Source organism: Amycolatopsis iheyensis, assembly GCF_024703995.1.
Taxonomy (GTDB): domain Bacteria; phylum Actinomycetota; class Actinomycetes; order Mycobacteriales; family Pseudonocardiaceae; genus Amycolatopsis; species Amycolatopsis iheyensis.
On the sequence record NZ_JAMXQV010000007.1, the window covers coordinates 291,850 to 316,284 of the forward strand.

Sequence of the window (24,435 nt, forward strand, 5' to 3'; positions counted from 1 at the left end):
CTACCCACGCACGCCGCCCTGCAGCTGCGCGCGCAGCTCGGGGGTGATCTGCTGGCCGACCCGCTCGACGAGCAGGGTCATCTCGTACGCGACCGTGCCGATGTCGCACGTCGGCGCGGCCAGCACCGCCAGCGACGAGCCGTCCGAAACGGACATGAGGAACAAGTAGCCGCGCTCCATCTCCACCACGGTCTGGTTGACGCCGCCCGCTTCGAAACAGCGTGCGGCGCCGTGCGTCAGGCTGATCAGCCCGGACGCGACGGCCGAAAGCTGCTCGGCGCGCTCCTGGGGCAACCCTTCGGACGGCGCGAGCAGCAACCCGTCGGCGGACACCAGAACGGCGTGCGCGGCGCCGGGTACCCGGCGCACGAAATCCGTGATGAGCCAGCCGAATGTGCCCTGGCCGGATGCCGTCACTACTGCCCCTCCTTGCTCGTGCGGCGCCACGCGCCGCACACCGGAGTGGCCGGTCGACGACGCCACGATAAAGCGTATTCGCACCGCCGGTGGTGTCGAGTCCACCACCGGCAGGCCGCTGCGCACCCTACGTGTGCGCGCGAGCGCGCACCGCACCGACCTGCGCCGGTCCACGCGTTCGTGGGTCACCCGGTGAGGTGTGCCGGGCCCGGCCGCCGATCGGCGTCCGCGCAGGTCAGCGCCGGTCCGGCGGGGTCCGCCGAGCGACCCCGCGCCGGGCGCTGCCGCCCCTGACGGACGGGTAGCCGTCACGGACGGCCGACACGCTCCCCGAAGTGGGTGAAGCGCGCGGAGTTCACTCCAACGGCCGCATCCGGTTCGGGGCGTCATCCAGTTATCCCGCGCGCAACGCCGAATCGTGCGCGATCGCGTGCTGGACGACCGAGATCAGCACCTGCTTGGCGGAGTCGCGCTCACGCGCGTCGCACGCCATGATCGGGACCGACGGCGCGATGGTCAGCGCGTGCCGGACGTCCTCGATCTGGTGGTGCAGCAGCCGGTCGAAGCAGTTGATGGCCACGACGTAGGGCAGCTTCCGGTTCTCGAAGAAGTCGATCGAGGGGAACGCGTCGGCGAGCCGCCGCGTGTCCACCAGCACGACCGCCCCGATGGCGCCGACCGCGAGGTCGTCCCACATGAACCAGAACCGGTGCTGACCGGGGGTGCCGAAGACGTACAGCACCAGGTCCGAGTCCAGCGAGATGCGCCCGAAGTCCATCGCCACGGTGGTGGTGGTCTTGTTGGGCGTGGCCGAGGTGTCGTCGTGCCCGACGCTCGCCTCGGTCATCATGGCCTCGGTGGTCAGCGGGTCGATCTCGGAGATCGCCCCGACCAGCGTTGTCTTCCCCGAACCGAACCCGCCGGCGACCACGATCTTGGCCGACGAGGTCGGACCCGTCACCTGCGGCGCGTTCGCGTCGGAGTCAAATTCTCCGAAGCCCACTGAGCACCCTTTCCATGAACTCGATACTCGGGCGGTCGCCCACGGTCTGGCTGCTGGAGTGCACCAGCACCAGGCCGAGGCCCGCCACGTCACCAATCAACACCCGCACCACGCCGAGCGGCAGCCGCAGCAGCGCCGCCACCTCGGCCACCGACCGGGTGTCGAGGCACAGGTCGCAGATCGACCGGTGCTCGGGCACCCGGACCCGGTCGAGCATCCGGCCCTGCTCGCTGGTCGAGATCAACGCCTCGATGGCCAGGTCGAGCGTCGCCTTCGTCCGGCCGCGGGTCCGGAAGTACGGCCGGACCAGGCCCGAGGTCTCCATCTCCGTCGGCGCCGGCGCGTCGACGTATTCCTGGTGGGCCTGCTGCGGCAGCGCCGCGGCCAGCTCACCGGAGTCCGGGCCCGACGAGAAGTCGCGCTCGGTGCTGTACGCGGCGAAGTCGCGTGCGTCGTACAGCGGCCCGCTCGACCCGCCGAACAGCTCCGCGCCCGGACCGCCCAGCAGGCGGTCGCGGTACTCGCCGCTGCCGGGCTGGATCGGCCGGATCGGCTCCTGCCCGGCGTTGCTGTCGGTCAGCCAGTTCGGTGGTTCCCGGACGGGGTCGTTGTCGGACGCCTGCACCCGGCGCGTCCGCCATTCACGGTCGACCCGCTCCCGGAACGACTGCCAGTCCTCCCGGCCGTCGTCCGGCTGCTCGGACCACCCGCCGGAGAAGTCGTCACCGAGCCGGCCATCGCCCCTCAAGCGCCCGTCGTCCACGGCTCTCTCCTCGGTTCCCAGGTCCTCAGCGGCGGACGGCCGCGCCCTGCAGTTGCGCCCGCATCTCCGGGGTCAGCTGCTGGCCGACCCGTTCCACCAGCAGGGTCATCTCGTAGACGACCAGGCCGATGTCACTTTCCGGCGAGCCCAGCACCGCCAGACAGGAACCGTCGGAAACCGACATGAGGAAGAGGAAACCGTTGGCCATCTCGACCACGGTCTGCGCCACCGTGCCGCCTTCGAACACCTTCGCCGCGCCGCGCGCGAGGCTCGTGAGCCCCGACGCCACCGCCGCCAGCTGGTCCGCCCGGTCCTTCGGCAAGCCCCGCGAAGCCGCCAGGAGCAGGCCGTCGGCCGACACCACGACCGCGTGGGCCGCGCCGGGCACCCGGTGCACGAAATCCGTGATCAGCCAAGCGAAGCTGCCGGCATTGTTCGCCTTGGCCTGCGCCTGCCCGTTCGGCTGCGCGGAGCCACCCGGCTGCATTGCACCCGCCCGTGTCACTTTCACTCCTCACTGCTGTCTGTGGTGTTGCCACGCCCCGGAACTCTGCTGCTTTCCAGCTGTTCTTCGGCCGGGAGCTCCTTCAACGCGTGCCGTCCCGAGGTGTAGCCCCGTTGGAAGCTTGCCATCCGGTTCCGCGCCGCGGACGCCGAGCGGGTGATCGCACCCGTTCCGGGCATGCCCGCGGTGTTGTCCGCGAAGCTGTTCTGCGCCGGCGCGTCGGCCGAAGGGCTGTTGATCGAGCCCGGCACCAGGTAGGCGTTCGGGACGCGCTTGGGCAGCCCGGCCGGGGTGATCTCCTCGTTCTTGGACTCCAGCAGCGACTGCGCCGCCTGCCAGCCGTCGTCGGAGGCGCTGTGCCAGCCGTCGTCGGGCGGGAGGAGCGGGTGCCGGGTCGCCGCGGTCGGCTGCAGCTCGTCCACGTGCTCGACGTGCTCCACGGGCTCGACGTACTCCGTGCGCTCCATGCGCGCCGGGGCCGGCGCGGCCGGGCCGTCGGAGCCGGTGAGCGGCGGCAGGTTCGGGTCGTCGCCCTCGCCCTGCGGCGGCACCGGGTCGGCAGCCGAGTCGTCGCCCTCACTGAACCAGCGTGACAGCACCGACTGGTAGATGGGCAGCCGCCGGGTGGGTACATCATCTTCGAGCGCCGACGGGGCCGGCTCCGCGCGGTCGGCGGGCGGCTGGGCCGCGGGCGTCTCCGGCGGGACGAACTTCGGCTCCCGCTTGGGCAGCACCAGCGGCGCGAACTGCGTGTCGCCGGCGCGGGAGCTGGCGCCTTCCCCGTTCGTCGACGGCGTCAGCGGCGCCAGGTCCTCGGCGGTCGGCCAGGCCGGCGTCTCCGGCTTCGGCAGCTCCGGCGACAGGAACGGGCCCGCCGCGCGGCCGCCGCTGACCAGGTCGTCGAGGCTGATCGGCTGGTCGAGCGGGACCAGCCCACCCTGGTTCGCCACCGGCTCGTGCACCGGCGGGGCCGGCGGCGGCGGCGGTGGTGGCGGGGCCGAGGGCGGCACGGGGGTGTGCGACCGCGTCTGCTCGAAGTCCGAGGGCATCGACGGCATCGGGATGCTCGGCAGCGACATCGACGTCTCGGAGCGGTTCACCGGCGGCGGGGTCTGCCGCGCCATGCCCGGGCGGAGCTGGGTGAGCAGCTCGGCCGGGACGACGACGCGGGCGATCACGCCACCCTCGATGTCCTCGTTCTCGCGCAGCCGCACCTCGATGCCGTGGCGCTTGGCCAGGCGCGAGACCACGTACAGACCCATCCGGCGGGTCACCGACACGTCCAGGTCCGGCGGTTCCGCCAGGCGCGCGTTGACCTCGGCCAGCCGGTCCTCGGTCATGCCGACACCGTGGTCGGTGACCTGGATGGCGAGCGCCTTGCGGCGGGTCACCACGGCCCGGACGATGACCTTCGTCTCCGGCTCGGAGAAGTAGGTCGCGTTGTCGAGCAGCTCGGCAAGGACGTGCACGAGGTCGTGGATCGCGAGGCCTTGGACCGCGACGTCGGGCACGATGCCGACCTCGATCCGGGCGTACTGCTCGATCTCGGACACCGCGGCGCCGATGACGTCGGCGGCCGGCACCGGCTTGGGCACGGACTTCGCCAGGCCGGCGCCCGAGAGCACCAGCAGGGACTCACCGTTGCGCCGCAGCCGGGTGGCCAGGTGGTCGAGCTCGAACAGGCTGGCCAAGTGGTCCGGGTCCTGCTCGTCGGCCTCGAGCCGGTCGATGACGCCGAGCTGGCGTTCCACCAGCCGCTGCGACCGGCGGGAGAGGTTCACGAAGATGCCGTTGACGTTCTCGCGCAGGAGGGCCTGCTCGGCGGCCATCTTGACGGCCTGTTCGTGGACGATGTCGAACGACCGCGCGACCTCGCCGATCTCGTCGCGGGAGGTGACGGGCACCGGCATGACGGCCTTCTTGGAGGCGCCGACCGGGTCCGGGTCGTCCAGGATGGACTGCACCGTCTCCGGCAGCCGCGTGTACGCGACGTCCAGCGCGCTCTTCCGCAGCACCCGCAGCGGGCGCAGCATCAGGCGGGCGACGACGAGCATCAGCGCGACCGCCAGGGCCAGCGCGAGCAGCACCACGGCACCGCCGACCCACGCCGAGTTGACCGCCGCCGTGGCGAGGTCGTCGGCCCGGGTCTTGAGCTGGGCCAGCAGGTTCGACTCGACCGCGTGCAGCTTGTCGGCCGACACGGTGCTGTCCTTGCCGAGCGCCGTCGTGTCGATGTTCGGCGCCTCACCCCCCTGGGCGAGGGAGAACGCCGAGGTCTGGATCCGGCGGCGGTCGTCGACCTCCGGGCCGGAGTAGGTGTCGTTGTAGAGCTGGCGCTGGTCGTCGTCGGCGTTCGCGAGGAACGCCTGGACCGAGGCGTCCGCACTGGACGCCGACGCGCGCGTCTGGTCCAGGAGGTCGCCGGGGAAGCTGCCGCGGAACGCGGCGATCTGCAGCTGGGCGTCGGAGCGGGTGGTGAACTCCTTGGCCTCGCTGATCGCCTGCGTGCTCGTGCCCAGGCGCAGCACGTCCCGGTCGGTGACCGCGGTGGTCACCTCGCGGCCGAGCTCGATGAGCGAGTCGAGGATGCCCGAGTAGGCCGTCATCACCGTGATGTCGGGCAGGCCGTTCTGGGCGTTGAACGCGGCGCGCAGCGGACGCAGCGCGTCGAGGCGCTGGATGCCGCGGCGGTAGCGGTCCTTGGTGGCCTGGTCGTCGTAGTTCAGCGTGTCCGCGGCCGCGGACAGGTTGGCGACCTCGCGGTCGACCTTGGCGATCTGCGAGTCCAGCCCGGTCTGCAGGAGCTGGTTGTTCGACGAGATCCGCGCGACGGCCAGCGAGCGCTCGTTCTGCAGCTCGTGGACCACCGTGGTGACCTTGACGGCGAACGCGACCTGGTCGGCCGTCCGCTGGAACTCGGCGGCCTGCTGGGCGTCGTCGACCACGCGCAGCGCCCCCAGCGCCAGCGCGGTGAGGGTCGGGATGATCAGGACCGCGGCCAGCTTGGACCGCAGCCGCCAGTCGCGCATGCCGGAAAAGAACCCGGCCTTCCGGCCCGGATCAGCTCCGGGCAGCTGCGCGGGGGCCCCTCCCACCCCCGCGGCGTCTTCGTTCGACACCGCCGCACCACCATCGTTCGTGCTCGTAAAGCCCTGGTCGGTCCAGCGCCCGCCAGGGCGCATCACGTTCTCCTCAGCCACTCGTCTGCACGCTCCCGACGCTCCGGCGCAGCGGCCGGTCGGCAGGAACCCAGCGCGAGACGCTACCCGTACGGGTGAAAAGATCGTCTTCAGCGTGCGTCTTGGGGGTTCCTGAACCCCGTCCGGCCGGACGGAATCGGTTCAGCTCGAGCATCACGGTCTGGTCCCTGCGCTGGTCTCGCATCGTCAGTTGTTCGGCCTAGCCCACCGGCGCGGTGGGTGTGCCCGGCCAGGCAGTGGTCAGTACGGCTGTGGTCTCAGCGGGGAAGAACCTCTCAGGAAAAGCACAGCGTGTGCTGGTAAACCGAAGTGGATCGTCTTGATCGGCCATCCAGGCACTCTCTCTCACTACATCGGAGGTTGATACCTCCCCGCAGGTGCAGAGGGTAGCGAACGCCCGGAGAAGATGTAACCCTCCCGACAGGACGCGCTGGATGTTGCACAGCGTTCGCTCAGTAGACGCACAGCTGGTGATCCCTTATTCAAGATCTAGGCCCTACGCTGGGTGAACGGCTACGGCGAGTGGAGCAGTGGGTCTAGACCAGAGGCCGAAAGAGTGACATGCGCCACCCTCCTGGGTGTTGATTCCACCCGTTGTGAGCGAGCGGTCACCTTCTCTACAGTGACCCGCGTGGCTCCGGAGATCGAGTCACACACTTCCATTGGATTCGGTTCACCAACCGTCACTTTCTTCAAGGAGCAGGCCTTGCTTGGAAACGCCATGAGCAGTGGCCGGGTTCGCACTCGCCGCGCCGCGCTCGGGCTCGCCCTCACCGTCGCAGCAGCGACAGCCCTCACCGGCTGCAGCGCGCTCGGCTCGGACGACTCGAGCGCCTCGTCGAACGGGGGCGGCCTGGAGAAGTCGAAGATCAAGGTCTCGATCATGCCGACCACGGACCTCGGGCCGTTCTGGCTCGCCCTGGACGGCGGCTACTTCAAGGCCGAGGGTCTCGACGTCGAGCAGATCGTCGCCAACAGCGGCCAGGCGTCGATGACGAAGGCGATTTCCGGCGAAGCGGACATCGCGCTCTCGACCTACACGCCGTTCTTCGTCGCCAAGAGCAAGGGCACCGCCGACGTGACCCTGGTCGCCGACGCCACGTCGGTGAACGCGAAGAGCAACGCGATCGTCACGGTGCCTTCTTCGAACGTCAAAACCGTCAACGACCTGGCCGGCAAGCGCATCGCGATCACGGCCATGAACACCGCGTCCGACATCCTCACGAAGTCGGTCATGAAAGACCACGGCGTCGACTTCAGCCAGGTCAAGTGGACGCTGATGCCGCTGCCGAACATGGCGGCCGCGCTCCAGCAGAACCAGGTCGACGCGGCCTACATGCCGGAGCCGATGCTCACGCAGGCGGCCAAGACCGCCGGCGCGATCCCGGTCATCGACATCAACACCGGTGCCAGCCAGGACTTCCCGCTCACCGGCTTCGGCGCGGCGACGAAGTGGGTGCAGCAGAACCCGAAGACCCTCGCGGCGTTCCAGCGTGCGATGAAGAAGGCCACCAGCGACGCGCTCAACGACCGCTCGAAGGTCGAGCCGCTGCTGGTCAAGTACGCGAAGATCGACGCGGACACGGCCAAGCTGCTCACCCTGCCCGGTTACGGCTCCACCTTGGATGCCCGCCGCATTCAGCGGGTGCCCGACCTGATGCTGCAGATGGGGGTCATCACCAGCAAGGTCGAGGCCGCGCCGATGATCGCCCCGCAGGCGACAAACTGACGTGACAAAGCTGCTCCGCGGCCTGGCCGGCCTGGTCGGCTTCCTCCTGCTCTGGGAGGTCGTCGACCAGGTCGGCCTGGTCAGTAAGACGTTCATCCCGCCGCCGAGTGTCGTCCTGGTCACCGTGGGCGACCTGCTGGGCGACCCCGAGTTCCTCCGCGACATCGTCGCGACGATGCTGGCCTGGCTGATCGCCGTCGTGATCGCCATCGCCATCGGCGTGCCCGCCGGGCTGCTGCTGGGCAGCGTCCCGGTGCTGCGCACCGCCACCGCCGCGATCGTCGAGTTCCTCCGCCCGATCCCGGTCACCGCGCTCGTGCCGCTGGTGCTGCTGGTGATCGGGTCCGGCCCGGACGCCAAGATCTCCCTCGCGGTGTACGCGTCGCTGTGGCCGATCATGTTCAACACGATCTACGGCATGGGTGAGATCGACCCGGTGCTGATGGAGACCGCCCGCGCGTGCGGCACCAGCCGGTTCCGGATCCTGTCGTCGGTCGCGCTGCCACAGACCGCGCCGTTCGTCTTCACCGGCGTGCGGCTGTCGGCGACCATCTCGCTGATCGCCGTCGTCAGCGTCGAGTTCCTGGCCGGCTCCCAGGTCGGCCTCGGCAGCTTCATCCTCGTCGCCAGCACCGGTTCCATCCGGTTCGACCTGGTGCTCGCCGGCACCGTGGTGGCCGGCGTGCTGGGCTACCTGATCAACGAGGGGCTCGAACAGATCGGCAAGCGGCTGTTCCGCTGGAGCAGCGTCGACCGGGAGGCGATCGCGTGACCGCGGCAACCCTGTCCGGCCGGGTGGGCCGCCGCGCCGCCCGCGGCGCCGCCACCGTCGTCCGCAACTGGCTGCTCTTCGCGATCCTCGTGGTCGGCTGGGAGTTCGCCGCCCGGGCCGGCGGCAGCGCGTTCTTCCCGCCGCCGACCGAGATCGCGGTCGCGGCCGCGAAGCTGTGGTTCACCGGGCCCGCGTCGCACCTGTTCCTCACCGACGCGGTGTTCGACAACGTGTTCCCCAGCCTCGGCCGGATGCTCGGCGGCTGGGCGCTGGCCGCGGTCGTCGGCATCGCGCTGGGCGTGGCCGTCGGCCGGTCCGCCACGGCGATGGACTACCTCGGCCCGCTGTTCGCGTTCTTCCGCTCGATCCCGCCGCCCACGCTGATCCCGGTGTTCGCGGTGCTGTTCGGGCTGAGCTCGGGCATGCAGACCGGGTCGATCATCTTCGGCGCGGTGTGGCCGGTGCTGCTCAACGCCGTCGACGGCGCCCGCGCGGTCGACCAGGTCAAGGTGGCGACGGCGCGGTCGTTCCGCACGCCCAAGGCGTACTGGCTCGGCATGGTCGTCCTGCCGGCCGCCGCGCCGAAGATCTTCGCCGGGCTGCGGGTGAGCCTGTCCATCTCGCTGCTGCTGATGGTCGTCTCCGAGCTGGTCGGGGCGTACAACGGAATCGGGCGGTCGCTGCTGAACGCCCAGCAGAACTTCGACTTCCCGATCATGTGGTCGTGGCTGGTGCTGCTGGGCATCCTCGGCTACGTCTTCAACACGATCTTCCTGGCCGCGGAACGGCGGGTGCTGGCCTGGCAGCCGACCCGCCTCGGCCGCGACTGACGCTGGAAAGGCCTCTCCCATGTCAACCATGCTCGAAGTGTCCGGCCTCAGCCACCGCTACGGCTCGGGCGCCAAGGCACACACCGCGGTGAACGACCTTTCGTTCACCGTCGAAACCGGGCAGCTGGCCAGCATCGTCGGCCCGTCGGGCTGCGGGAAGTCGACGCTGCTGCGCTGCGTCGCCGGGCTGACCCCGCCGACCGAGGGCACGGTGAGCCTGCACGGCGACCGCGTCAGCGGCGTGCCGGACGACCTCGCCGTCGTGTTCCAGGACTACAGCCGTTCGCTGTTCCCGTGGCTCTCGGTGCAGAAGAACGTCGAGTTCCCGCTGCGCTGGCGGCCGATCTCCCGCACGGAACGGCGCCGGCGGGCAGCGGAAGCGCTGGAGCAGGTCGGGCTGTCCGCCGTCGGCGGCAAGTACCCCTGGCAGCTCTCCGGCGGCATGCAGCAGCGGGTGTCGATCGCCCGCGCGCTGGCCAGCCGCCCGGCGCTGCTGCTGATGGACGAGCCGTTCGCGTCGGTCGACGCGCAGACGCGGTTCGAGCTCGAGGACCTGACCCGGCGCGTGCAGCGCGAGCAGGGCAGCACGATCCTGGTCGTCACGCACGACATCGACGAGAGCGTCTACCTGTCCGACCGGGTGCTGGTGCTGTCGAAGTCGCCGGCGTCGATCGTGGCGGACCTGCCCGTTGGCCTGCCGGCCGACCGGGACCAGATCACCACGCGCGAGTCGGCGGAGTTCGTGACGCTGCGCGGCGAGGTCGCCCGGCTGCTGCACGGCGGCAGCCCGGAGGAAGCGGCCACGGCCGCGTCGGACGCCGCGGAGTGGGAGCTGGCCGAGCGGGCCAAGGACGTGACGGAGAGCAAGACCGGGAGTTAGCCGACCGCAGGGGGGATCATGAAGAGGGCGGTACTGGCCGGGTTGCTGGCGCTGCTGGTGACGGGGTGTTCGGCGCTGGGCGGCTCGGCTTCGGCGCCGTCGGCGCCGCTGAAGCTGCGGGTGTCGATGATGTCGACCATCGACACCGCCCCCTTCTGGCTGGCGAAGGACGGCGGCTACTTCCAGCGCGAAGGCCTCGACGTCTCGACGACCGAGGCCGCGACCGGGCAGGCGTCGCTGACGAAGCTGATCGGCGGCGAAGCCGACATCGCGTATTCCAGCTACACGCCGTTCTTCGTGGCGCGGAGCAAGGGCAGCGCGGACATCCGGCTGGTCGCGGACGCGTCGTCGGCCGGGCCCGGCTCCACCGGCGTGGTCGCGCTGCCGTCGTCCGGGATCCGCTCGGTCGCCGACCTCGCGGGCAAGCGCATCGGCATCTCGGCGCCCAACACGATCGCCGACACGCTGACGAAGTCGGTGCTGGCGGACAACCACGTCGACGCGTCGGGTGTCAAGTGGGTCCCGATCCCGCTGCCGAACACGGTGGCCGCCCTGAAGAACGGCGACATCGACGCGGGCTTCCTCACCGAGCCGTTCATCACGGCGGCCGCGCGCACGGCGGGCGCGGTCCTGGTCGCCGACACCGGCACGGGGTCCACAGTGGACTTCCCGACGGCGGGCTACGGCGCACTGGGCTCGTTCACGTCGGCAGCGCCGAAGGCGGTGGCGGCCTTCCAGCGGGCGATGGCGGCGGCGACCCGTGACGCGGCGGCGGACCGCACGAAGATCGAGCCGCTGATGGTGAAGTACGCGAAGATCGACGCGGACACCGCCGGCCGCACGAAGCTGCTGACCTTCCAGTCCACTGTGGACGTCCGGCGGCTGCAGCGGGTGCCGGACCTGCTGCTGAAGACAGGCGTGCTGGCGAAACCGGTGGACGTCTCGGCGATGGTGGTCCGCTAGCGGTCCGCGGTGTCCGGGTAGACGTAGTGCCGGTCCGTGTCGTGCCAGTCGAACAGCCGCCACTGCTCGATGTTCGGCCCCGCGCACGCCGGGAGCACCGTCACCGTGAGCGGGCCGTCGAGCCCGAGCGACAGCAGCCCGGCGGGCCCGAGGTCCGCCGAGGTGACGAAGCACTCGTGCGCCGTCACCATCCCGGTCAGCTGCCGGGCCTGGCGGTCGTACTTCGTCCGGTATTCGTCGAACGCCGTCTCCGCGTCGCCGGTGTCCCGGTACCGCATGTCGGCCGAGCCGAACAGCAGCTGGTCGCGGTGGGTGACCCGGAACGGGCACTGAGCGTGCAGCCGCTTCTCGACGGTGTCGTTCCGGAACCCGACGATCGCGATGTTCACCGTCCGGCTGAACTCGACGACCTGGCAACCGACGAGCTCGACCACCGCCTCCCGCAGCTCTTCCGTTGTCGACAAGTCAGTACAGCGCCCGGTCCGAGGGCGCGACCCGGATGTGCACCAGCGTCGGACGCGGGTCGGCGAAGGCCGCCGTCAGACCCGGTGCCAACCCCGCCGGCTCGGTGATCGTCACGCCCTGGCAGCCCATGCTCGCCGCCAGCGCCGCGAAGTCGATGCCGCCCAGCTCCGTGCCCGGGAGCTTCGCGCCGCCGATCGCGTCGCCGAGGATGCGAACCGCCGCGTACTCGGTGTTGTCCATGATCAGGATCGTCACCGGCAGCTCCTGGCGCGCCGCCGTCCAGAGGGCCTGGATGCCGTACATGCTCGAGCCGTCGCCGACCACGCCGACCACCGGGCGGTCCGGCCGGGCGAGCGCCGCGCCGACCGTGCCCGGGACGCCGTAGCCCAGCGTGCCGCTCGCCATCGTCAGGAAGCCCGTGTCGGTCGCGGTGATCGGCAGGTGCTCGTGCAGGATGCCGCGGTGGCTGGGCGTCTCCTCGACGACGATCGCGTTGTCCGGCAACAGGTCCGCGAGCGTCGAGTAGACGAACTCGCCGGTGAGCTTGTCGCCGGCCGGCTTCGCCGGGCGCGTGCGCGGCGCCGGCGCGGACCGGGTGGTCTCGCCGACCGCGGCGAGGAGCGCGGTGATGCCGAGCTTCGGTGTCGCGCGGACGCCGGTGCCTTCGAAGGCGCGCGCGAGGATCTGCTCGTCGTCGCTGACGATGAACAGCGGCGGCAGCGGAGCTTCGCCGCGCCCGCGGTCGACGTGGTAGGTGAAGGCGGGCGCCCCGAGCACAACGACCAGGTCGTACGCCGCGAGCCGGTCCGAGACCGCGCCGCGTTCGGGGTCCAGGAACCCTTGGAACAGCGGGTGGTCCTCCGGGAACGAGCAGCGGTAGGACATCGGCGCGACCCACACGCCGGCGTTGAGCTTCTCGGCCAGCGCGACGGTCTCCTCGACCGCGCCGTCGTGGTCGACCGCGCCTCCGACGACGAGCGCGGGCCGCTCGGCGGCGGCGAGCGCGGCGGCCAGCTCGGTGACGGTTTCGGGATCCGGCGCGAAGCCGCGGATGCGGGGCCGGGAGATGACGGGCCGCTCGGTCGTGACGGTCCAGTCGTCGGCCGGCACGGACACGAAGACCGGCCCGGCCGGCGCCTGCGTCGCGACGTGGTAGGCCCGGGCCAGCGCGGCCGGGACGTCCTCGGCCGTGGCGGGCTCGACGGACCACTTCACGTACGGCTTCGGGAAGTTCGGGGCTTCCATCGCGCCGAGGAAGGGGTCGTGCGGGATGAGCGCCCGGTTCTGCTGCCCGGCGACGATGATCAGGGGCGTCCGGTTGCGGTAGGCGTTGAAGAGGCTGCCGAGCCCGTGCCCGACACCGCCGGCGGAGTGCAGGTTGACGAGCACGGCCTGCCGCGTCGCCTGGGCGTAGGCGTCGGCCATCGCCACGACGGCGGACTCCTGCAGGCCCAGGACGTAGTCGAAGTCGTCCGGCCAGTCGGTGAGGAACGGGACTTCGGTGGTGCCGGGGTTGCCGAACACCGTGGTGAGGCCGAGGTCGCGGAGGAGTTCGCGAGTGGCGTCCAGGACCGTGCGCTTGATCATGCCCCCAGACTAATGCTTAGTCTTGCGAAGGAAAGCCCCCCAAGCGGCCGCATCCAGCGCGAGCGTCCCGCCGGCGCGGTCCTTGGTGTCCCGGACGCGCGACACCTTGCCGAGCGCCACCTCGACACAGTTGGTCTGGATACCGCTGTAACTCGACTTTCGCCACATCATGCCTCCAGGTCGGCGATCACCCCCTGGATGAACGCCCGCGATTCGTCTTCGCTCAGCGCCAGTTTCCGCATCCGCCCGGCGGCAGCGCGGTAGGCGGCCACCTCTCGATCATCATAAAGGTAGGAACTCCCGCAGTAACCCTCCAAATGCACGATGGAGGGCAGGTTCCAGAAGTCGAGGATCGCGAACGGGCCGAACAGCCCGGGGTGGAAGCCGAGCGACATCGGCAGTACGCGGATGCTCACGTTGGTCCACTCCGACATCGACACCAGGTGCGTGAGCTGGCCGCTCATCGGTCGCGGCCTGGCAAGCCCGCCGCGCAAGGCGCCTTCGCCGACGAAAACGATGTAGTTCAGCGGATCCTGGCCGCGGAGGAGTTCGCGGCGGCGGGCCCGGATCGCCACGCAATCCTCGACGGTTCCCGGATTAAGTCCATCGGCCTCCGCGAAGAGTGCCTCGGTGTACTCACCCGTCTGCAGGATCCCCGGCACCAGCAGCGGTTCCCAGTTGATCACCGTGCTGGCGGCCCGCTCGTATTCGACGAACGCCGCCACTTCGGGCGCTCTGGCCAGCTCCACCCAGTTGGGCTCGCGCGCGTTCTCCGCCAGGCTCAGCAACCGCTTCCGCTCCACCGGTTCGACCCGCATCGCCCCGAGCAGCAACCCCACCTGGGCGACCGTCGGGATCCTCGTGCCGACCTCCCAGTGGGACAGCTCCTGCGGGGTCACCCCCACCATCCGCGCCAGCTGGCGCAGGCCGAACCCGCGCGTGTCGCGCGCCGCCCGGAGGCCGAAGCCCAGCGCGCGGGCCCGAGGTGTCGCCAGTCGTGATGCCATGTGCGCAGTCTGTCACTGCCCACCTACAGAAAACGGCCGCCGGGGCCGTCGCGAATCCGCGACAGCCCCGGCGGCGTCGAAAATCAGCCGATCAGGCCCGAGAGCCCGGTGCCCTTGAAGGAACCCCAGCCGGTCACCTGGTCGTAGCCGGTGCCCGCACTGAAGCCCGTCGTGCCGTGCAGCGTGTTGTTGCCCGTCGTCACGTCGTGGAAGCCGGTGCCGTACGAGGAACCGTTGCCGATCGAGTAGAACTTCGGGTTCAGGTTGCCCAGCCCGCCGCCGTGGACCTGGTTCTGCAGCGTCGCGAAGGCCGCCCACAGCGGGGCCGCGCCCGAGGTGCCCCAGACCGTCTCCCACGCGCCCGCGGTGAAGATGCGGTAACCCGAACCGCTCGCCGCGTCCGCCGAGACGTCCGGGACCTTGCGCTTGGTCGTGCTCTGCGCGGACTGCCACGAAGGCGCGGTGAACACCGTCGAGATGCCGCCGCCGGTGGAACCGTTGGACGCGCCGTCGTTCCACGCCTTCTCACTGCTGTAGGCGTTCGAGGAGGTGATCGTCAGCTGCGTGCCGCCGACGCCGGTCACGTTCGGGCTCGACGCCGGGAAGTCCACGGCCTTCGCCGTCGAACCCGTCTGGCGGTAGCAGTCGGTCGTGCCGTCGTCGCCCGCCGCCGCGAAGTACGAGATGCCCTCCGCGGTGCCGGTCGCGATCGCGTTGCTGACGCTGTTCGCGCCGCTCGTGCCCTCCGCGGATTCGCAGGCGCCCCAGGAGATCGAGACGACGTTCACCGTGTGGTCGGACGCGATCTTCTGGTACATCGCCAGTTCGCCGGCGTTGGTGTTCGGCGCTTCGTACACGTAGTCGTTGGCCTTGGCGGCCAGCGCGTGCACGACCTCGATGTCCAGCTCGACCTCGATCTGGCCGTCGCCGGGCGAGGAGTCGTAGTTCGCGCCGCTCACCGGGACTGTGGTAACCGTGCCCGCCGAAAGGCCGTACGTGCTGTCGTACTTGGTGATGTTCGACTTCTGGTAGCCGTCGAACTCGACGAAGCCGACCTTCACGCCGCTGCCGGTCGCCGAGAGACCGCTGGTGCCGTAGGCGGTCTTGAGGATCGGCGGGGTGACGGCCGTGACGACGTTGGGCTGCTTCGCCGCCGCCGACTCGTGCTTCCGCACGGCGTGGTTGTCGAGGCCGACGACGTTGCCGACCACCGACGAGACGTCCGCCGGCACGGTCGGCGCGGCGTCGTTGGCGAAGAAGTCACGCCCGGAGGCCTGGTCGTGGTAGGTCCCGATCCGGGTGTGGAACGCCGATTCCAGCTGCGCCGCCGAACCGCTGAACGTGATGGCCTGGCGGTTGCCGGAAACCTCGATCCCGGTGGCGCCGGATTTCCCGAGGAACGAGACGGCTTTGTCGACGTCGGCCTGGGTCGGGCCGAACTCGGCATTGAACTGCGCCGGGGTCAGGAAGTGGTGGTATTCCGGCGACACCGGGTTCTGGACGTCGGCGAGGAACTTTTCCAGCGCCTGCTGGTTGTGCAGTTTCAGGGCGAGGGCCGCGGTGATCGGCTGCCCGCCGGCGACGTCGCCGGTGCGGGCGCTGTTGACCAGCGGAGCCGCGCTGTCGGCCAGCGTGACCAGGGGTTCCGACGCCGCGGCGGCGGGGACGACCACGGCGAGGCCGAGCAACGCCGGCAGCGGCACGGCGGCCGCGACGAGCTTGCGCAAGCGCATGGGGAATTTCCTCTCGGCGGTGGGGACCGGGCCTGCGCGGAAATTCTCACCGCAGGCTGCCGAGCAGCATAAGAAGCCGCCGAGTCGGCAAGGAACCTACTTTTGGCTGCCGTTTCGCGGTTCCCATTTTCATTTTCCGAGGGGTTTACCTTTTCATGTACATTCGATTATCGTCCGGAATGCCCGAGATCGTCGATGCGGTCCACGATCTCCCGGGCGTCGGAGTTGCCCGAGAACCGGCGGGCCGCGGCCGAGAGCGAGTGCAGCCGCTGCCGCGTCCGCGGCGACCGCAGCGCGGCCGCCAGCTCGATCGCCTCCTCGCCGACGGCGGTGGCGACGTCGAGGTCGCCGTCCAGCGCGTGCACGGTGGCCAGCCAGATCAGGGTCAGCGACCGGCTGCGCGTCATGCGCCGCCGGTAGCCCTCGATCGCCTCGGTGAGCGCGGGGATGCCGTCGCGGCCGTGCCGGATGTCGACCACCTGCGCCAGCTCGCCGTGCACCGTCCCGATCATCGCCGCCATGTCGGTGGGCCCGAAGAACGCGTCCCACGGCGAGGGTTCGCGCCCCTCGGCCTCCGAGAACTCCTCGCGGGCCCGGCGCAGGTAGGTCAGCGCGCCGGTGACGTCGGCCTTCTTGGCGTGCGCCCACGCCTGGTTGGCCGACAGGATCGCCAGCGCGAGCTTGGAATGCGCCTGCAGCGCCGCCTCCCGGCCGCGCGCGAACTCTTCCAGCGCCGCGTCGACGACGCCGTAGTGCAGGTGCAGCCGGCCGATGCGGTACCGGATGTTGGCCTGGAGGTCGTCGTTCCCGGCTTCGACGGCGAACTGCAGCGCCCGTTTGAACGCTTCCAGCGCGGCCGCCGGCCGGTCCTGGTCGAAGTTGGTCCAACCGGCCAGGTTGTACAGGTCGGCGACGGCGGTGCAGAGCTTCGCCTTGACGACGGGTCTGGCCGCGCCGTCGATGAGCCCCACGGCCGCGGGCAGCCGCGCCTCGACGGCGACCCGGCACGCGCCGCCGCCGTAGCGGTAGTCCAGCGCCCTGAGCTCCGCGACGGTGTCCTCGAGCCGCTGCACGTCGGCGAGACCCACGCGGGTGCCGCGCGGTTCGTCCCGTCCTTCACTGCCGGTCATGGCAGCCCTCCGTCCGTAGAGAGCTGCCGATGCCGGGCAGCTCCCGTTCATTCCCCGCCGGGCCAGGCCGGTGGCCGGTCCCTCGAGGGACTGGCGCCGGGCAGTACCCCGGCGGCGGTCAGCACCACACCCGTGGCGGTTTCCGCGATCTTGACGGCGGCCAGCAGGCCGGTGAGGGCGAGCGAGCCGCCGAGCCCCAGTTTCGCGAACTCGTCTTCGGAGGTTTCGGTTCCGCGTTGACGCGGTATCGCGCTGGTCACGATTCGGCCTTCCGGCTTGTTCCGGACGCACTCGGGCGATATCCGCGGGGAATCCACCGAGCCCAGGTGATGGAAATCCACCGCATGGCGGAACTCTTGGTTTCCGGTTGCCCGCGCAGCGAGCTCTCGAACTGAATACGCGCGCACACGGCGCCGCCTCCCGCACTGCCGATCGATTCGACGAAGGTCGTCCGGATCGTGAAATGCGGGATCACAGTAGCCAGCCGATCGCCCCGAAATCAGCCGCCAACCAGGTCAAAACCCGGAGCGCTCGTGCAGCGGCACGCGCAGCCCCGGCTCGCCCGCTGCACGTGACGAATGCAATTTCATCGCCACGCTCAGAATTGCCCGGCACGTCAGAACATCGGCGGAAATCGTTTTATCCCGCCGATGCTTCGCCCGTTTCCGGAAGTCGATCAGGATTTGACGAGATCCACCCAGGTGCGCACCGTTTCGGCGTCGACCGGCGACTGCCAGCCGCCGGGCCGGACCGCGCTACCGACATGGAACCCGCGCACCCCGCCCGCGCGCAAGAGGTGCACCTGCTGCGCGCGCAGGCCGCCACCGACGAGCAGCTCCGGTCCGCTCTCACGCTGCGCGAGCCGTTGCAGCACCGAAAGACCACTCGCGACGCCGTTCGGGTGACCCGCCGCGAGCACGGTGTCGCAGCCGAGAGACGCGAGCTGGTCGTAGGCGCGCAACGGATCCCGCGTGCGGTCGATGGCGCGGTGGAACGTCCACGGCAGACCGTCGACCTCCTTGATCAGCGCCTCGCACGCGTCCAGGTCGATCTCGCTGTCGATGTTCAGGAACCCGAAGACGAACTCGCGTGCGCCCGCGTCGATCAGCCGCGCGGTGTCCGCGCGCAGCCCCTCGAGGTCACCGACGGCGAAGGAACCGTTGTCCCGCAGCATGACCCGGACCGGGAGGTCGGTCGCCGACAGCACGTCACGCACCGTCTCCAGCGACGGCGTCAGGCCGTCCTGCGCCATGTCCGCGACCAGTTCGAGGCGGTCGGCCCCGCCCGCCTGCGCGCCTTCGGCGTCCGCCGCGTCCAGCGCGATCACTTCCAGCAGGGGCGTCTTCGAGCTCATGCCTCATCCGTTTCACTGGTTCCGGGTGTCGTCTCCCCTCGCATGACGCCCTCGCCGGAAGCCGCCTTGAAGGCTTGTCATCCGCTCGCGCACCGCTTCCGGGGAAAGAGAGAGTATCGGCCGCTGCTCCGGCACCGCTCCGGGGCTCGCCGCCGAATCGGCGGGCTGCAGGAACGGCCAGGTGTCCTCCGCGCCGTCTTCCTGCTCCAGCTCGGCCGGCGTCGGCCACTGGTACTCGGGCTCGATCGCGGCGGGCGGCGCAACCGGCGGCGCGACGGGCGGGAACTGCGGCTCGGTGTCCTCGTCGTCCGGGTTCGCCTCGACGGCCGCACTTTCACGTGAAAGTGCGGGCGGGGGTGGGGGCGGCGGGGGCGGGGCCGCCAGGGCGTGCCGGGGCTCCGGGGTGACCGGACGCGGCTCCTCCGCCACCGGGAGCGGCTCCGCGGCCCGCTGCGGCGGCTCGGGCGTGGCCAGCGCGGACGCGTCGAACCAGCGCGACAGGACGTCGCGGTAGGCGGGCATCCGCTCGGTCGGCGCGTCGAGGTCGAGGTGGTGCGAGTCGTCGTCGGCGGCCGGCCACTCCGGCGCGTGCTCGCGGGCCACCACCGGCGCCCGGCGCGGCGGGCCGGCTTCGATCGACGGCGGGGTCAGCTCCTCGGGCTCCGGCTCGGGTTCCGGCGTGAGCGGGGCCAGCGGCGCGAGCAGCTCGGGCTCCGGGGCCGCGGCGGGCTCGGCGGGCGGGGGCGGCGCGGGCATCGGCGGCAGCTCGACGATCAGCGCCGACGGCACGAGCACGGTCGCGACCAGCCCGCCGTCGCGGCCCGAGCCGAGGCTGACGTCGATGTGGTGGCGCGTGGCCAGCGTCGCGACCACGAACAGGCCCATCCGGCGCGAGACCTCGACGTCGACGTCCGGCGGGTGCGCCAGCCGCGCGTTGGTGCGGTCGATCTCCGCCTGCGGCATGCCGGCGCCATGGTCGATGATCTCGATCTGCCAGTCGCCGTCGTGGGTTTCGGCGCTGGCGACGGTGACCGTCTCGCCGCCGGAATAGCGCGTCGCGTTCTCCAGCAGCTCCGACACGACGTGCACGAGGTCGTTGACGACTTCGCCGCGCACGGCCACGTGCGGCGCCGGGCCGAGCTCGATCCGCTGGTAGTGCTCGACCTCCGAGAGAGCGGCGCCGATGATCTCGTCGGCCGAGACCGCGCCGGCGTCCTCGCGCGCGGCGTCGTGCCCGGACAGGACCAGCAGGTTCTCGCTGTTGCGCCGCATCCGCGTCGCGAGGTGGTCGAGCTCGAACAGCCCGGCGAGGGTGTCCGGGTCCTGCTCGTCGGCCTCCATCCGGTCGAGCACCGACAGCTGCCGCTCGACGAGGTCCTGGCTGCGCTGCGAGAGGTTGACGAACATCGCGTTGACGTTCTCGCGCAGCAGCGCCTGTTCGCCGGCGAGGCGGACGGCTTCGCCGTGCACCGCGTCGAACGCGCGGGCCACCTGACCGACTTCCTCGCGGGTGAACACCGGCACCGGCGCGACGGCGAGGCGCTTGCGCAGGTTCTCCGGGGCCGGCTCGGGATCGGTGAGCAGGCCCTGCACGGCCGCGGGCAGCCGGTGCTCGGCCACCTCCAGCGCCGTCCGGCGCAGGATCCGCAAGGGCCGCAACAGGGACCGCGCGATGACCACCGACAGCACGCCGGCGACGAGCAGGACGCCGAGGACGACCCCGCCGTCCCAGATCGCCGCCGTGCGGGCCTGCGCGGCGAGCGTGTCCGTGCGCTCCTGCAACTGGACCAGCAGCGCCTGCTGCACCTGGTGGGTCAGGTTGACCGTGTGGGTCGCCGAGGCGTCCCACTGGTTCGGGTCGAGGCCCGAGAGGTCCTGGCCGTTTTCGGTGCGGGTGAGCGCGGATTCGACCATGTCGTTGCCGATGTCGACGACCAGGCCGATCACCGTGTCGTCGAACATCCGCTGCTGCTCGGGCGTGGCAAAAGTGCGGTAGTCGTTGTGGGCGGCGTCGAGCTCGGCTTCCGCGCCGAGCAGCGCGCGCGTGCGATCACGGCTGAGCGTGCCCTCGGCGAGCGCCTCGGCCATCACCGCCCGCTTGACCGACATCTGGTCCTTGATCCGCGCCAGCGCGTTGCCCGCCAGGCGCAGCCGCGCCAGCTCGGGGTCGGAGACGTCGGCGGCGGCCGAGTCGCTGATGTCGAGCAGGCCGGAGATCAGCTCGCTGTAGGAGCGCAGGACGGCGTCGGCGGGGAACGCCGAGTGCTCGGCGGAGAACCGGAGGCCGCCGAGGACGCGCAGCCGGTCGTCGGTCTGCTGCAGGCTTTCCGCGGCCTTGGCGTCGAGCCGCGGCTTGCTCTCCCCCAGCGTCCGCTCGAACGTGCCGATGGCCTGGTCGACGCGCTTGCGCTGACCGGCGAGGTCGGCGGTGTCGCCCTGGCGGTTCTGGGCGACGAAGCGCACGGTGAGGTCGCGCTCGCGCTGCAGCTCGTGCAAGGCTTCGGCGACCGTGTTGTCGACGCGGCCGCGCGTGGCGAACTCCGCGAGCTGCCGCGCGTCGCGCAGGTCCGAGCTGATCCGCAGGCCGACGAGCGCGATCACGGCGAGTGCGGGGATGAGGAGGACCGCGAAGAGCTTGGTGCCCAGACGCCAGTTCCGCAGCCGCCACCGGCCACCGGCCGGACGCGGGTCCGCCGCGTCGCCGCCCTTGCGGGGACGCTTGTCGCGACGGGTCACCTGGTTTCCTTTTCCGCCGCGGGAGGGAACCCGCGGATCCGACGACATCTCGAACCTACTGAACGGTAGCCCGCCCCATGAAGATCCGAAAGCCGTGCTGGCGCGATACGGCCCTGCCCGCGATCGTATGGGGCGCGGACCATACGATCCAGCACGAGAACCAGATTCTCGCGGTAGGTGAAGGTTCATGATCAGACGCGGACGGACGATTCCGCTGGTAGTGGCGTTGCTGGCCACCGCGGGCTGCAGTGTGTTCTCTTCCGGTTCGACGGCGGCCCCGCCGCCATTGGAACGGACCACTCTGCGCGTGGGTGTGGGCAACGCCATCGACACCGCGCCCCTGCGCATCGCCGTCGCCGCCGGGAAGTTCGGCTCGGCGGGGCTGAACGTGCAGCTCGTCGAGCTGGGCGGCGCGGACGGGCTGGCCAAGCTGGCCGCCGGCGACCTCGACGTCACGTTCGCCTCCGACATCGCGGTGTTCCGCGCCGCGGCGGGCGGTGCGGCCCTGCAGCTGCAGGGCGAGGCCTACACGTCCGGCCCGAACACGATGGCGCTGGTCACACTGCCCGGCTCCGACTACACCGAGCCGACGAAGAAGAAGTCGCCGGAGATCGCGGTGAACATGCTCGACGACGTCGGCGCGCTCGCCGCGCGGTCGGTGCTGGGCACCGCGGGCGTCGACGAGACGAAGATCAAGTTCAAGCAGGTGGCGTTCGACGCGATGCCCCAAGCCCTGCAGGCGGGCGACGCGGACGCGGCGTTGATGATCGAGCCGTACATCACCCGGGCCGAGAAGGACCTGGGCGCCCACATCCTGGCCGACGGCGCCCGCGGCTCGACATTGGACTTCCCGTTGTCGGCTTACGCGTCCGCGAAGCCGTTCGCGCAGGCCAACCCGCGCACGCTGGCGGCGTTCCGCACGGCGTTGGGCGCGGCCCAGCAGAGCGCGACGGACCCGGCGGTGGTGCGAGATTCGCTGCCGAAGTTCTCGGACATCGACTCGACGACGGCGGCGTTGATCTCACTCGGCTCGTACCCGGCGTCGCTCAACGGGATCCGGCTGCAGCGGGTCGCGGACCTGATGCACAACTCGGGCCAGCTGGCCAACCGCCTCGACGTCCAGGCGCTGCTGCCGGACCAGAACAGCAACTAGCTACCACCCTCCGCCCGAGCGCCCCAATGTGGCCTTGGTTGCGTCTGACGCACCCAATGTGGCCTTCGGTGCGTCTGACGCACCGAAGGCCACATTGGGGCGCTCGCCTGCCGACCTCCATATTCGCTGTCGCCAAACTTGCACTTGGTCTACTTTTGCACTCAGTCTACTTGAGGAGTGCTCGATGACCACCGTCCTGATCGCCGGAGCCGGGCCGACCGGCCTGATGACCGCCGCCGAACTCGCGCTCGCCGGCGTCGACGTGACCGTCCTCGACCGCCGTGACGGGCCCGGCCTGCCGCGGCCCGTCGGCCTGCAGCCCCGCACCGCCGAACTCCTGGACATGCGTGGCCTCGACCCCGCCGAGGCGGAGCAGGACGGCCCCAGCGGGCACTTCGCGGGGCTGCCGGTGCCCTTCGACTACGGCGCCTGGCGGACCCGCCACCCCCGCGTCCTGAACCGCACCCAGGACGACGTCGAGGCGATGCTGGCCGAACACGCCGTCAAGCACGGCGCCGTCATCGAACGCGGCCACGACATACGGACCGTCGACGCCGACGCCGACGGTGTCACCGTCGACGGACGCCGCGCGCGCTGGCTCGTGGCCTGCGACGGCGCGCACAGCACGGTCCGGCGGCTGCTCGGGCTGCCGTTCCCCGGCCGCACCGAGACCTACGTCGCCACGCTCGCGCACATCCGGCTCGCCGCCGCGTCCGCGCTCGTCCCGCCCCGCGCGACGCACTTCAGCCAGGTGACGCGGCAGGCGAACGGCTACTGGTCGATGCTCACCCCGCTCGGCGACGGCGGCCACCGGTTCGTCTTCGGCGCCACAGCGGCGCAGCCGGGCCGCGACGCGCCGGTGTCGGACACCGAAGTGACCGAAGCGCTGACGGCCCTGTACGGCGCCGAGACGCGCCTCGGCGAGCTGTACGGCGCTTCGCGGTTCAACGACGCGACGCGGCAGCTGGCGCAGTACCGGCACGGCCGCGTGCTCTTCGCCGGCGACGCCGCGCACATCCACCCGCCGCTGGGCGGGCAGGGGCTCAACCTCGGCGTCCAGGACGCGATGAACCTCGGCTGGAAGCTCGCCGCCGAGTGCCGCGGCACCGCGCCGGCCGGTCTGCTCGACAGCTACCACACCGAACGGCACCCGGCCGCCGCGCGCGTGCTGCGGCACACCGCGGCCCAGCGCGTGTTCACCGCGCCGAACCGCGACGAGAACGTCGAGGCGCTGCGCGAGATCGTCATCGACCTGATGCGGCAGCCGGACGGCAACCGCTACTTCAGCGGCCTGCTGTCCGGGCTCGCCCTCGGCTACCCCGGCGCGGAGCGCGTCCCCGACCTCGACCTGACGACCGCCGCCGGGCCGACGCGGCTCTTCCGGCTGCTGCGCGCCGGCCGCGGGCTGCTCCTCGACCTCGGCGACCACCCGGCGCCCGTGCGCGACACCGTCGACCACGTGCGGGCGGCCACCACCGACGACGCGTACCGCGGCCGGCTGCTGCTGATCCGCCCGGACGGGTACGCCGTCGACCCCGCCGACCCGGGCCGGTGGTTCGGCTAGATGTTCTCGCCGACCGGGCGCAGGCACACCGTCCGGCGCGGTGACCCGCCGTACATCAGCACCTTGTCGGCGTCCTCGCAGACGTCTTCGCTGCCGAAACTGGCGGCGAAGACCTCCGCGCGCTCCTGCGCCGCCGGGTCGCCGCAGCCGACCTTGCCGATCGTCGCCTCGTCCTCGACGTCGCGCAGGCAGTCGCCGGTGCTGACGTTCAACGCCAGGCAGAGCGTCCGCGCGGAGCTGCCCGTGGTCTGGAACCGCACGTAGTCGCCGAGGCTGCACCGGGTGGCCGTGCGGTAGCTGTCCTCGACCTTGTAGGTCGCTGCGTCCGAGCCGCAGCTCACGCGGTGGTAGGCGAGCTTGCCGCCACCCTCGCGCGTCAGGTACAGGCAGTCGCCGTCGGACGGCGGGCCGGCGCTGTCGAGCCAGTAGATGCCCATCGCGCCGAGCGACCCGAGGCCGAGGGCGGCGACGACGCACGCGACGAGCGTGATCCGCACCTTCACGCTGAACCAGTGCGGGATCGGGGCCGGGCCCGGCGCCGCGGGCATCGCCGACGGCGCCGCGTACTCCGGCGTCCGGAACGGGTTGTCGTCGGACGGTGGTGTGGTCAACGTGCCCTCCAGTGCTCCCCTCGGCACCTCGTC

At 71.0% G+C, this 24,435-nt stretch carries 21 protein-coding genes; 7 read left to right on the plus strand and 14 right to left on the minus strand.

Features of this window, described 5'->3' with window-relative positions:
- The 5 genes from M8542_RS15890 to M8542_RS15910 all read right to left on the minus strand — a co-directional run bounded on the left by M8542_RS15890 (position 1) and on the right by M8542_RS15910 (position 5,870).
- Entirely contained in the window at positions 1-417 is a 417-nt protein-coding gene (locus M8542_RS15890) for a roadblock/LC7 domain-containing protein (protein WP_257920920.1), read from the minus strand.
- 394 nt (positions 418-811) lie between these two features.
- A complete protein-coding gene (locus M8542_RS15895) occupies positions 812-1,420 on the minus strand; it encodes a GTP-binding protein (RefSeq protein ID WP_086861435.1) in 609 nt (202 codons plus the stop codon).
- Positions 1,401-2,183, minus strand: a complete 783-nt coding sequence (locus tag M8542_RS15900) for a DUF742 domain-containing protein (RefSeq protein ID WP_257920921.1) — start codon at positions 2,181-2,183, stop codon at positions 1,401-1,403. Before M8542_RS15900 ends, M8542_RS15895 begins: the two co-directional genes overlap by 20 nt.
- 25 nt (positions 2,184-2,208) lie before the next feature.
- Positions 2,209-2,670, minus strand: coding sequence for a roadblock/LC7 domain-containing protein (locus M8542_RS15905; protein WP_257921064.1), 462 nt, complete (start codon positions 2,668-2,670; stop codon positions 2,209-2,211).
- Positions 2,671-2,690: 20 nt separating this feature from the next.
- Entirely contained in the window at positions 2,691-5,870 is a 3,180-nt protein-coding gene (locus M8542_RS15910) for a nitrate- and nitrite sensing domain-containing protein (RefSeq protein WP_257920922.1), read from the minus strand.
- Positions 5,871-6,609: 739 nt separating this feature from the next.
- On the opposite strand from M8542_RS15910, the gene M8542_RS15915 reads away from it, so the two are divergent.
- The 5 genes from M8542_RS15915 to M8542_RS15935 are packed head-to-tail and all read left to right on the plus strand — an operon-like array spanning position 6,610 to position 11,062.
- A complete protein-coding gene (locus M8542_RS15915) occupies positions 6,610-7,617 on the plus strand; it encodes an ABC transporter substrate-binding protein (RefSeq protein ID WP_257921065.1) in 1,008 nt (335 codons plus the stop codon).
- Between the two features lies 1 nt (position 7,618).
- Positions 7,619-8,389, plus strand: coding sequence for an ABC transporter permease (locus M8542_RS15920; RefSeq protein ID WP_257920923.1), 771 nt, complete (start codon positions 7,619-7,621; stop codon positions 8,387-8,389).
- A complete protein-coding gene (locus tag M8542_RS15925) occupies positions 8,386-9,219 on the plus strand; it encodes an ABC transporter permease (protein ID WP_257920924.1) in 834 nt (277 codons plus the stop codon). Before M8542_RS15920 ends, M8542_RS15925 begins: the two co-directional genes overlap by 4 nt.
- A gap of 19 nt (positions 9,220-9,238) precedes the next feature.
- Positions 9,239-10,099 carry an ABC transporter ATP-binding protein gene (locus tag M8542_RS15930; RefSeq protein ID WP_257920925.1) on the plus strand — a complete coding sequence of 287 codons (861 nt, stop codon included), beginning with the start codon at positions 9,239-9,241 and terminating at the stop codon, positions 10,097-10,099.
- Between the two features lie 18 nt (positions 10,100-10,117).
- Complete coding sequence (locus M8542_RS15935; protein WP_257920926.1) at positions 10,118-11,062, plus strand: ABC transporter substrate-binding protein; 945 nt, start codon at positions 10,118-10,120, stop codon at positions 11,060-11,062.
- Here M8542_RS15935 and M8542_RS15940 read toward each other — a convergent pair.
- From M8542_RS15940 to M8542_RS15980, 8 genes are all read right to left on the minus strand, one after another.
- Positions 11,059-11,526 carry a hypothetical protein gene (locus M8542_RS15940; protein WP_257920927.1) on the minus strand — a complete coding sequence of 156 codons (468 nt, stop codon included), beginning with the start codon at positions 11,524-11,526 and terminating at the stop codon, positions 11,059-11,061. The genes M8542_RS15935 and M8542_RS15940 overlap by 4 nt on opposite strands.
- A 1-nt stretch (position 11,527) precedes the next feature.
- On the minus strand, positions 11,528-13,114 hold the full coding sequence (gene mdlC / locus M8542_RS15945; RefSeq protein WP_257920928.1) for a benzoylformate decarboxylase: 1,587 nt from the start codon (positions 13,112-13,114) through the stop codon (positions 11,528-11,530).
- Between the two features lie 9 nt (positions 13,115-13,123).
- Positions 13,124-13,285, minus strand: a complete 162-nt coding sequence (locus tag M8542_RS15950) for a DUF397 domain-containing protein (protein WP_257920929.1) — start codon at positions 13,283-13,285, stop codon at positions 13,124-13,126.
- The gene (locus tag M8542_RS15955; protein WP_257920930.1) at positions 13,282-14,121 is read right to left on the minus strand and encodes a helix-turn-helix domain-containing protein; all 840 of its coding nucleotides are present in this window, start codon (positions 14,119-14,121) and stop codon (positions 13,282-13,284) included. The genes M8542_RS15950 and M8542_RS15955 overlap by 4 nt, the downstream gene beginning before the upstream one ends.
- An 83-nt stretch (positions 14,122-14,204) precedes the next feature.
- Entirely contained in the window at positions 14,205-15,854 is a 1,650-nt protein-coding gene (locus M8542_RS15960; RefSeq protein WP_257920931.1) for a S53 family peptidase, read from the minus strand.
- 167 nt (positions 15,855-16,021) lie between these two features.
- Entirely contained in the window at positions 16,022-17,410 is a 1,389-nt protein-coding gene (locus M8542_RS15965) for a tetratricopeptide repeat protein (protein ID WP_504970527.1), read from the minus strand.
- Positions 17,411-17,660: 250 nt separating this feature from the next.
- Positions 17,661-18,338, minus strand: coding sequence for a copper homeostasis protein CutC (locus M8542_RS15975; RefSeq protein WP_257920934.1), 678 nt, complete (start codon positions 18,336-18,338; stop codon positions 17,661-17,663).
- Positions 18,339-18,350: 12 nt separating this feature from the next.
- Entirely contained in the window at positions 18,351-21,074 is a 2,724-nt protein-coding gene (locus M8542_RS15980; RefSeq protein ID WP_257920935.1) for a sensor histidine kinase, read from the minus strand.
- A 187-nt stretch (positions 21,075-21,261) separates the two neighbouring features.
- Here M8542_RS15980 and M8542_RS15985 point away from each other — a divergent pair, with 187 nt between their 5' ends.
- Positions 21,262-22,227 carry an ABC transporter substrate-binding protein gene (locus M8542_RS15985; RefSeq protein ID WP_257920936.1) on the plus strand — a complete coding sequence of 322 codons (966 nt, stop codon included), beginning with the start codon at positions 21,262-21,264 and terminating at the stop codon, positions 22,225-22,227.
- Positions 22,228-22,411: 184 nt separating this feature from the next.
- Complete coding sequence (locus tag M8542_RS15990) at positions 22,412-23,791, plus strand: FAD-dependent monooxygenase (RefSeq protein ID WP_257920937.1); 1,380 nt, start codon at positions 22,412-22,414, stop codon at positions 23,789-23,791.
- On the opposite strand, the gene M8542_RS15995 is transcribed toward M8542_RS15990, so the two are convergent.
- The gene (locus tag M8542_RS15995) at positions 23,788-24,402 is read right to left on the minus strand and encodes an LppU/SCO3897 family protein (protein WP_257920938.1); all 615 of its coding nucleotides are present in this window, start codon (positions 24,400-24,402) and stop codon (positions 23,788-23,790) included. The genes M8542_RS15990 and M8542_RS15995 overlap by 4 nt on opposite strands.
- Positions 24,403-24,435: the final 33 nt, after the last annotated feature.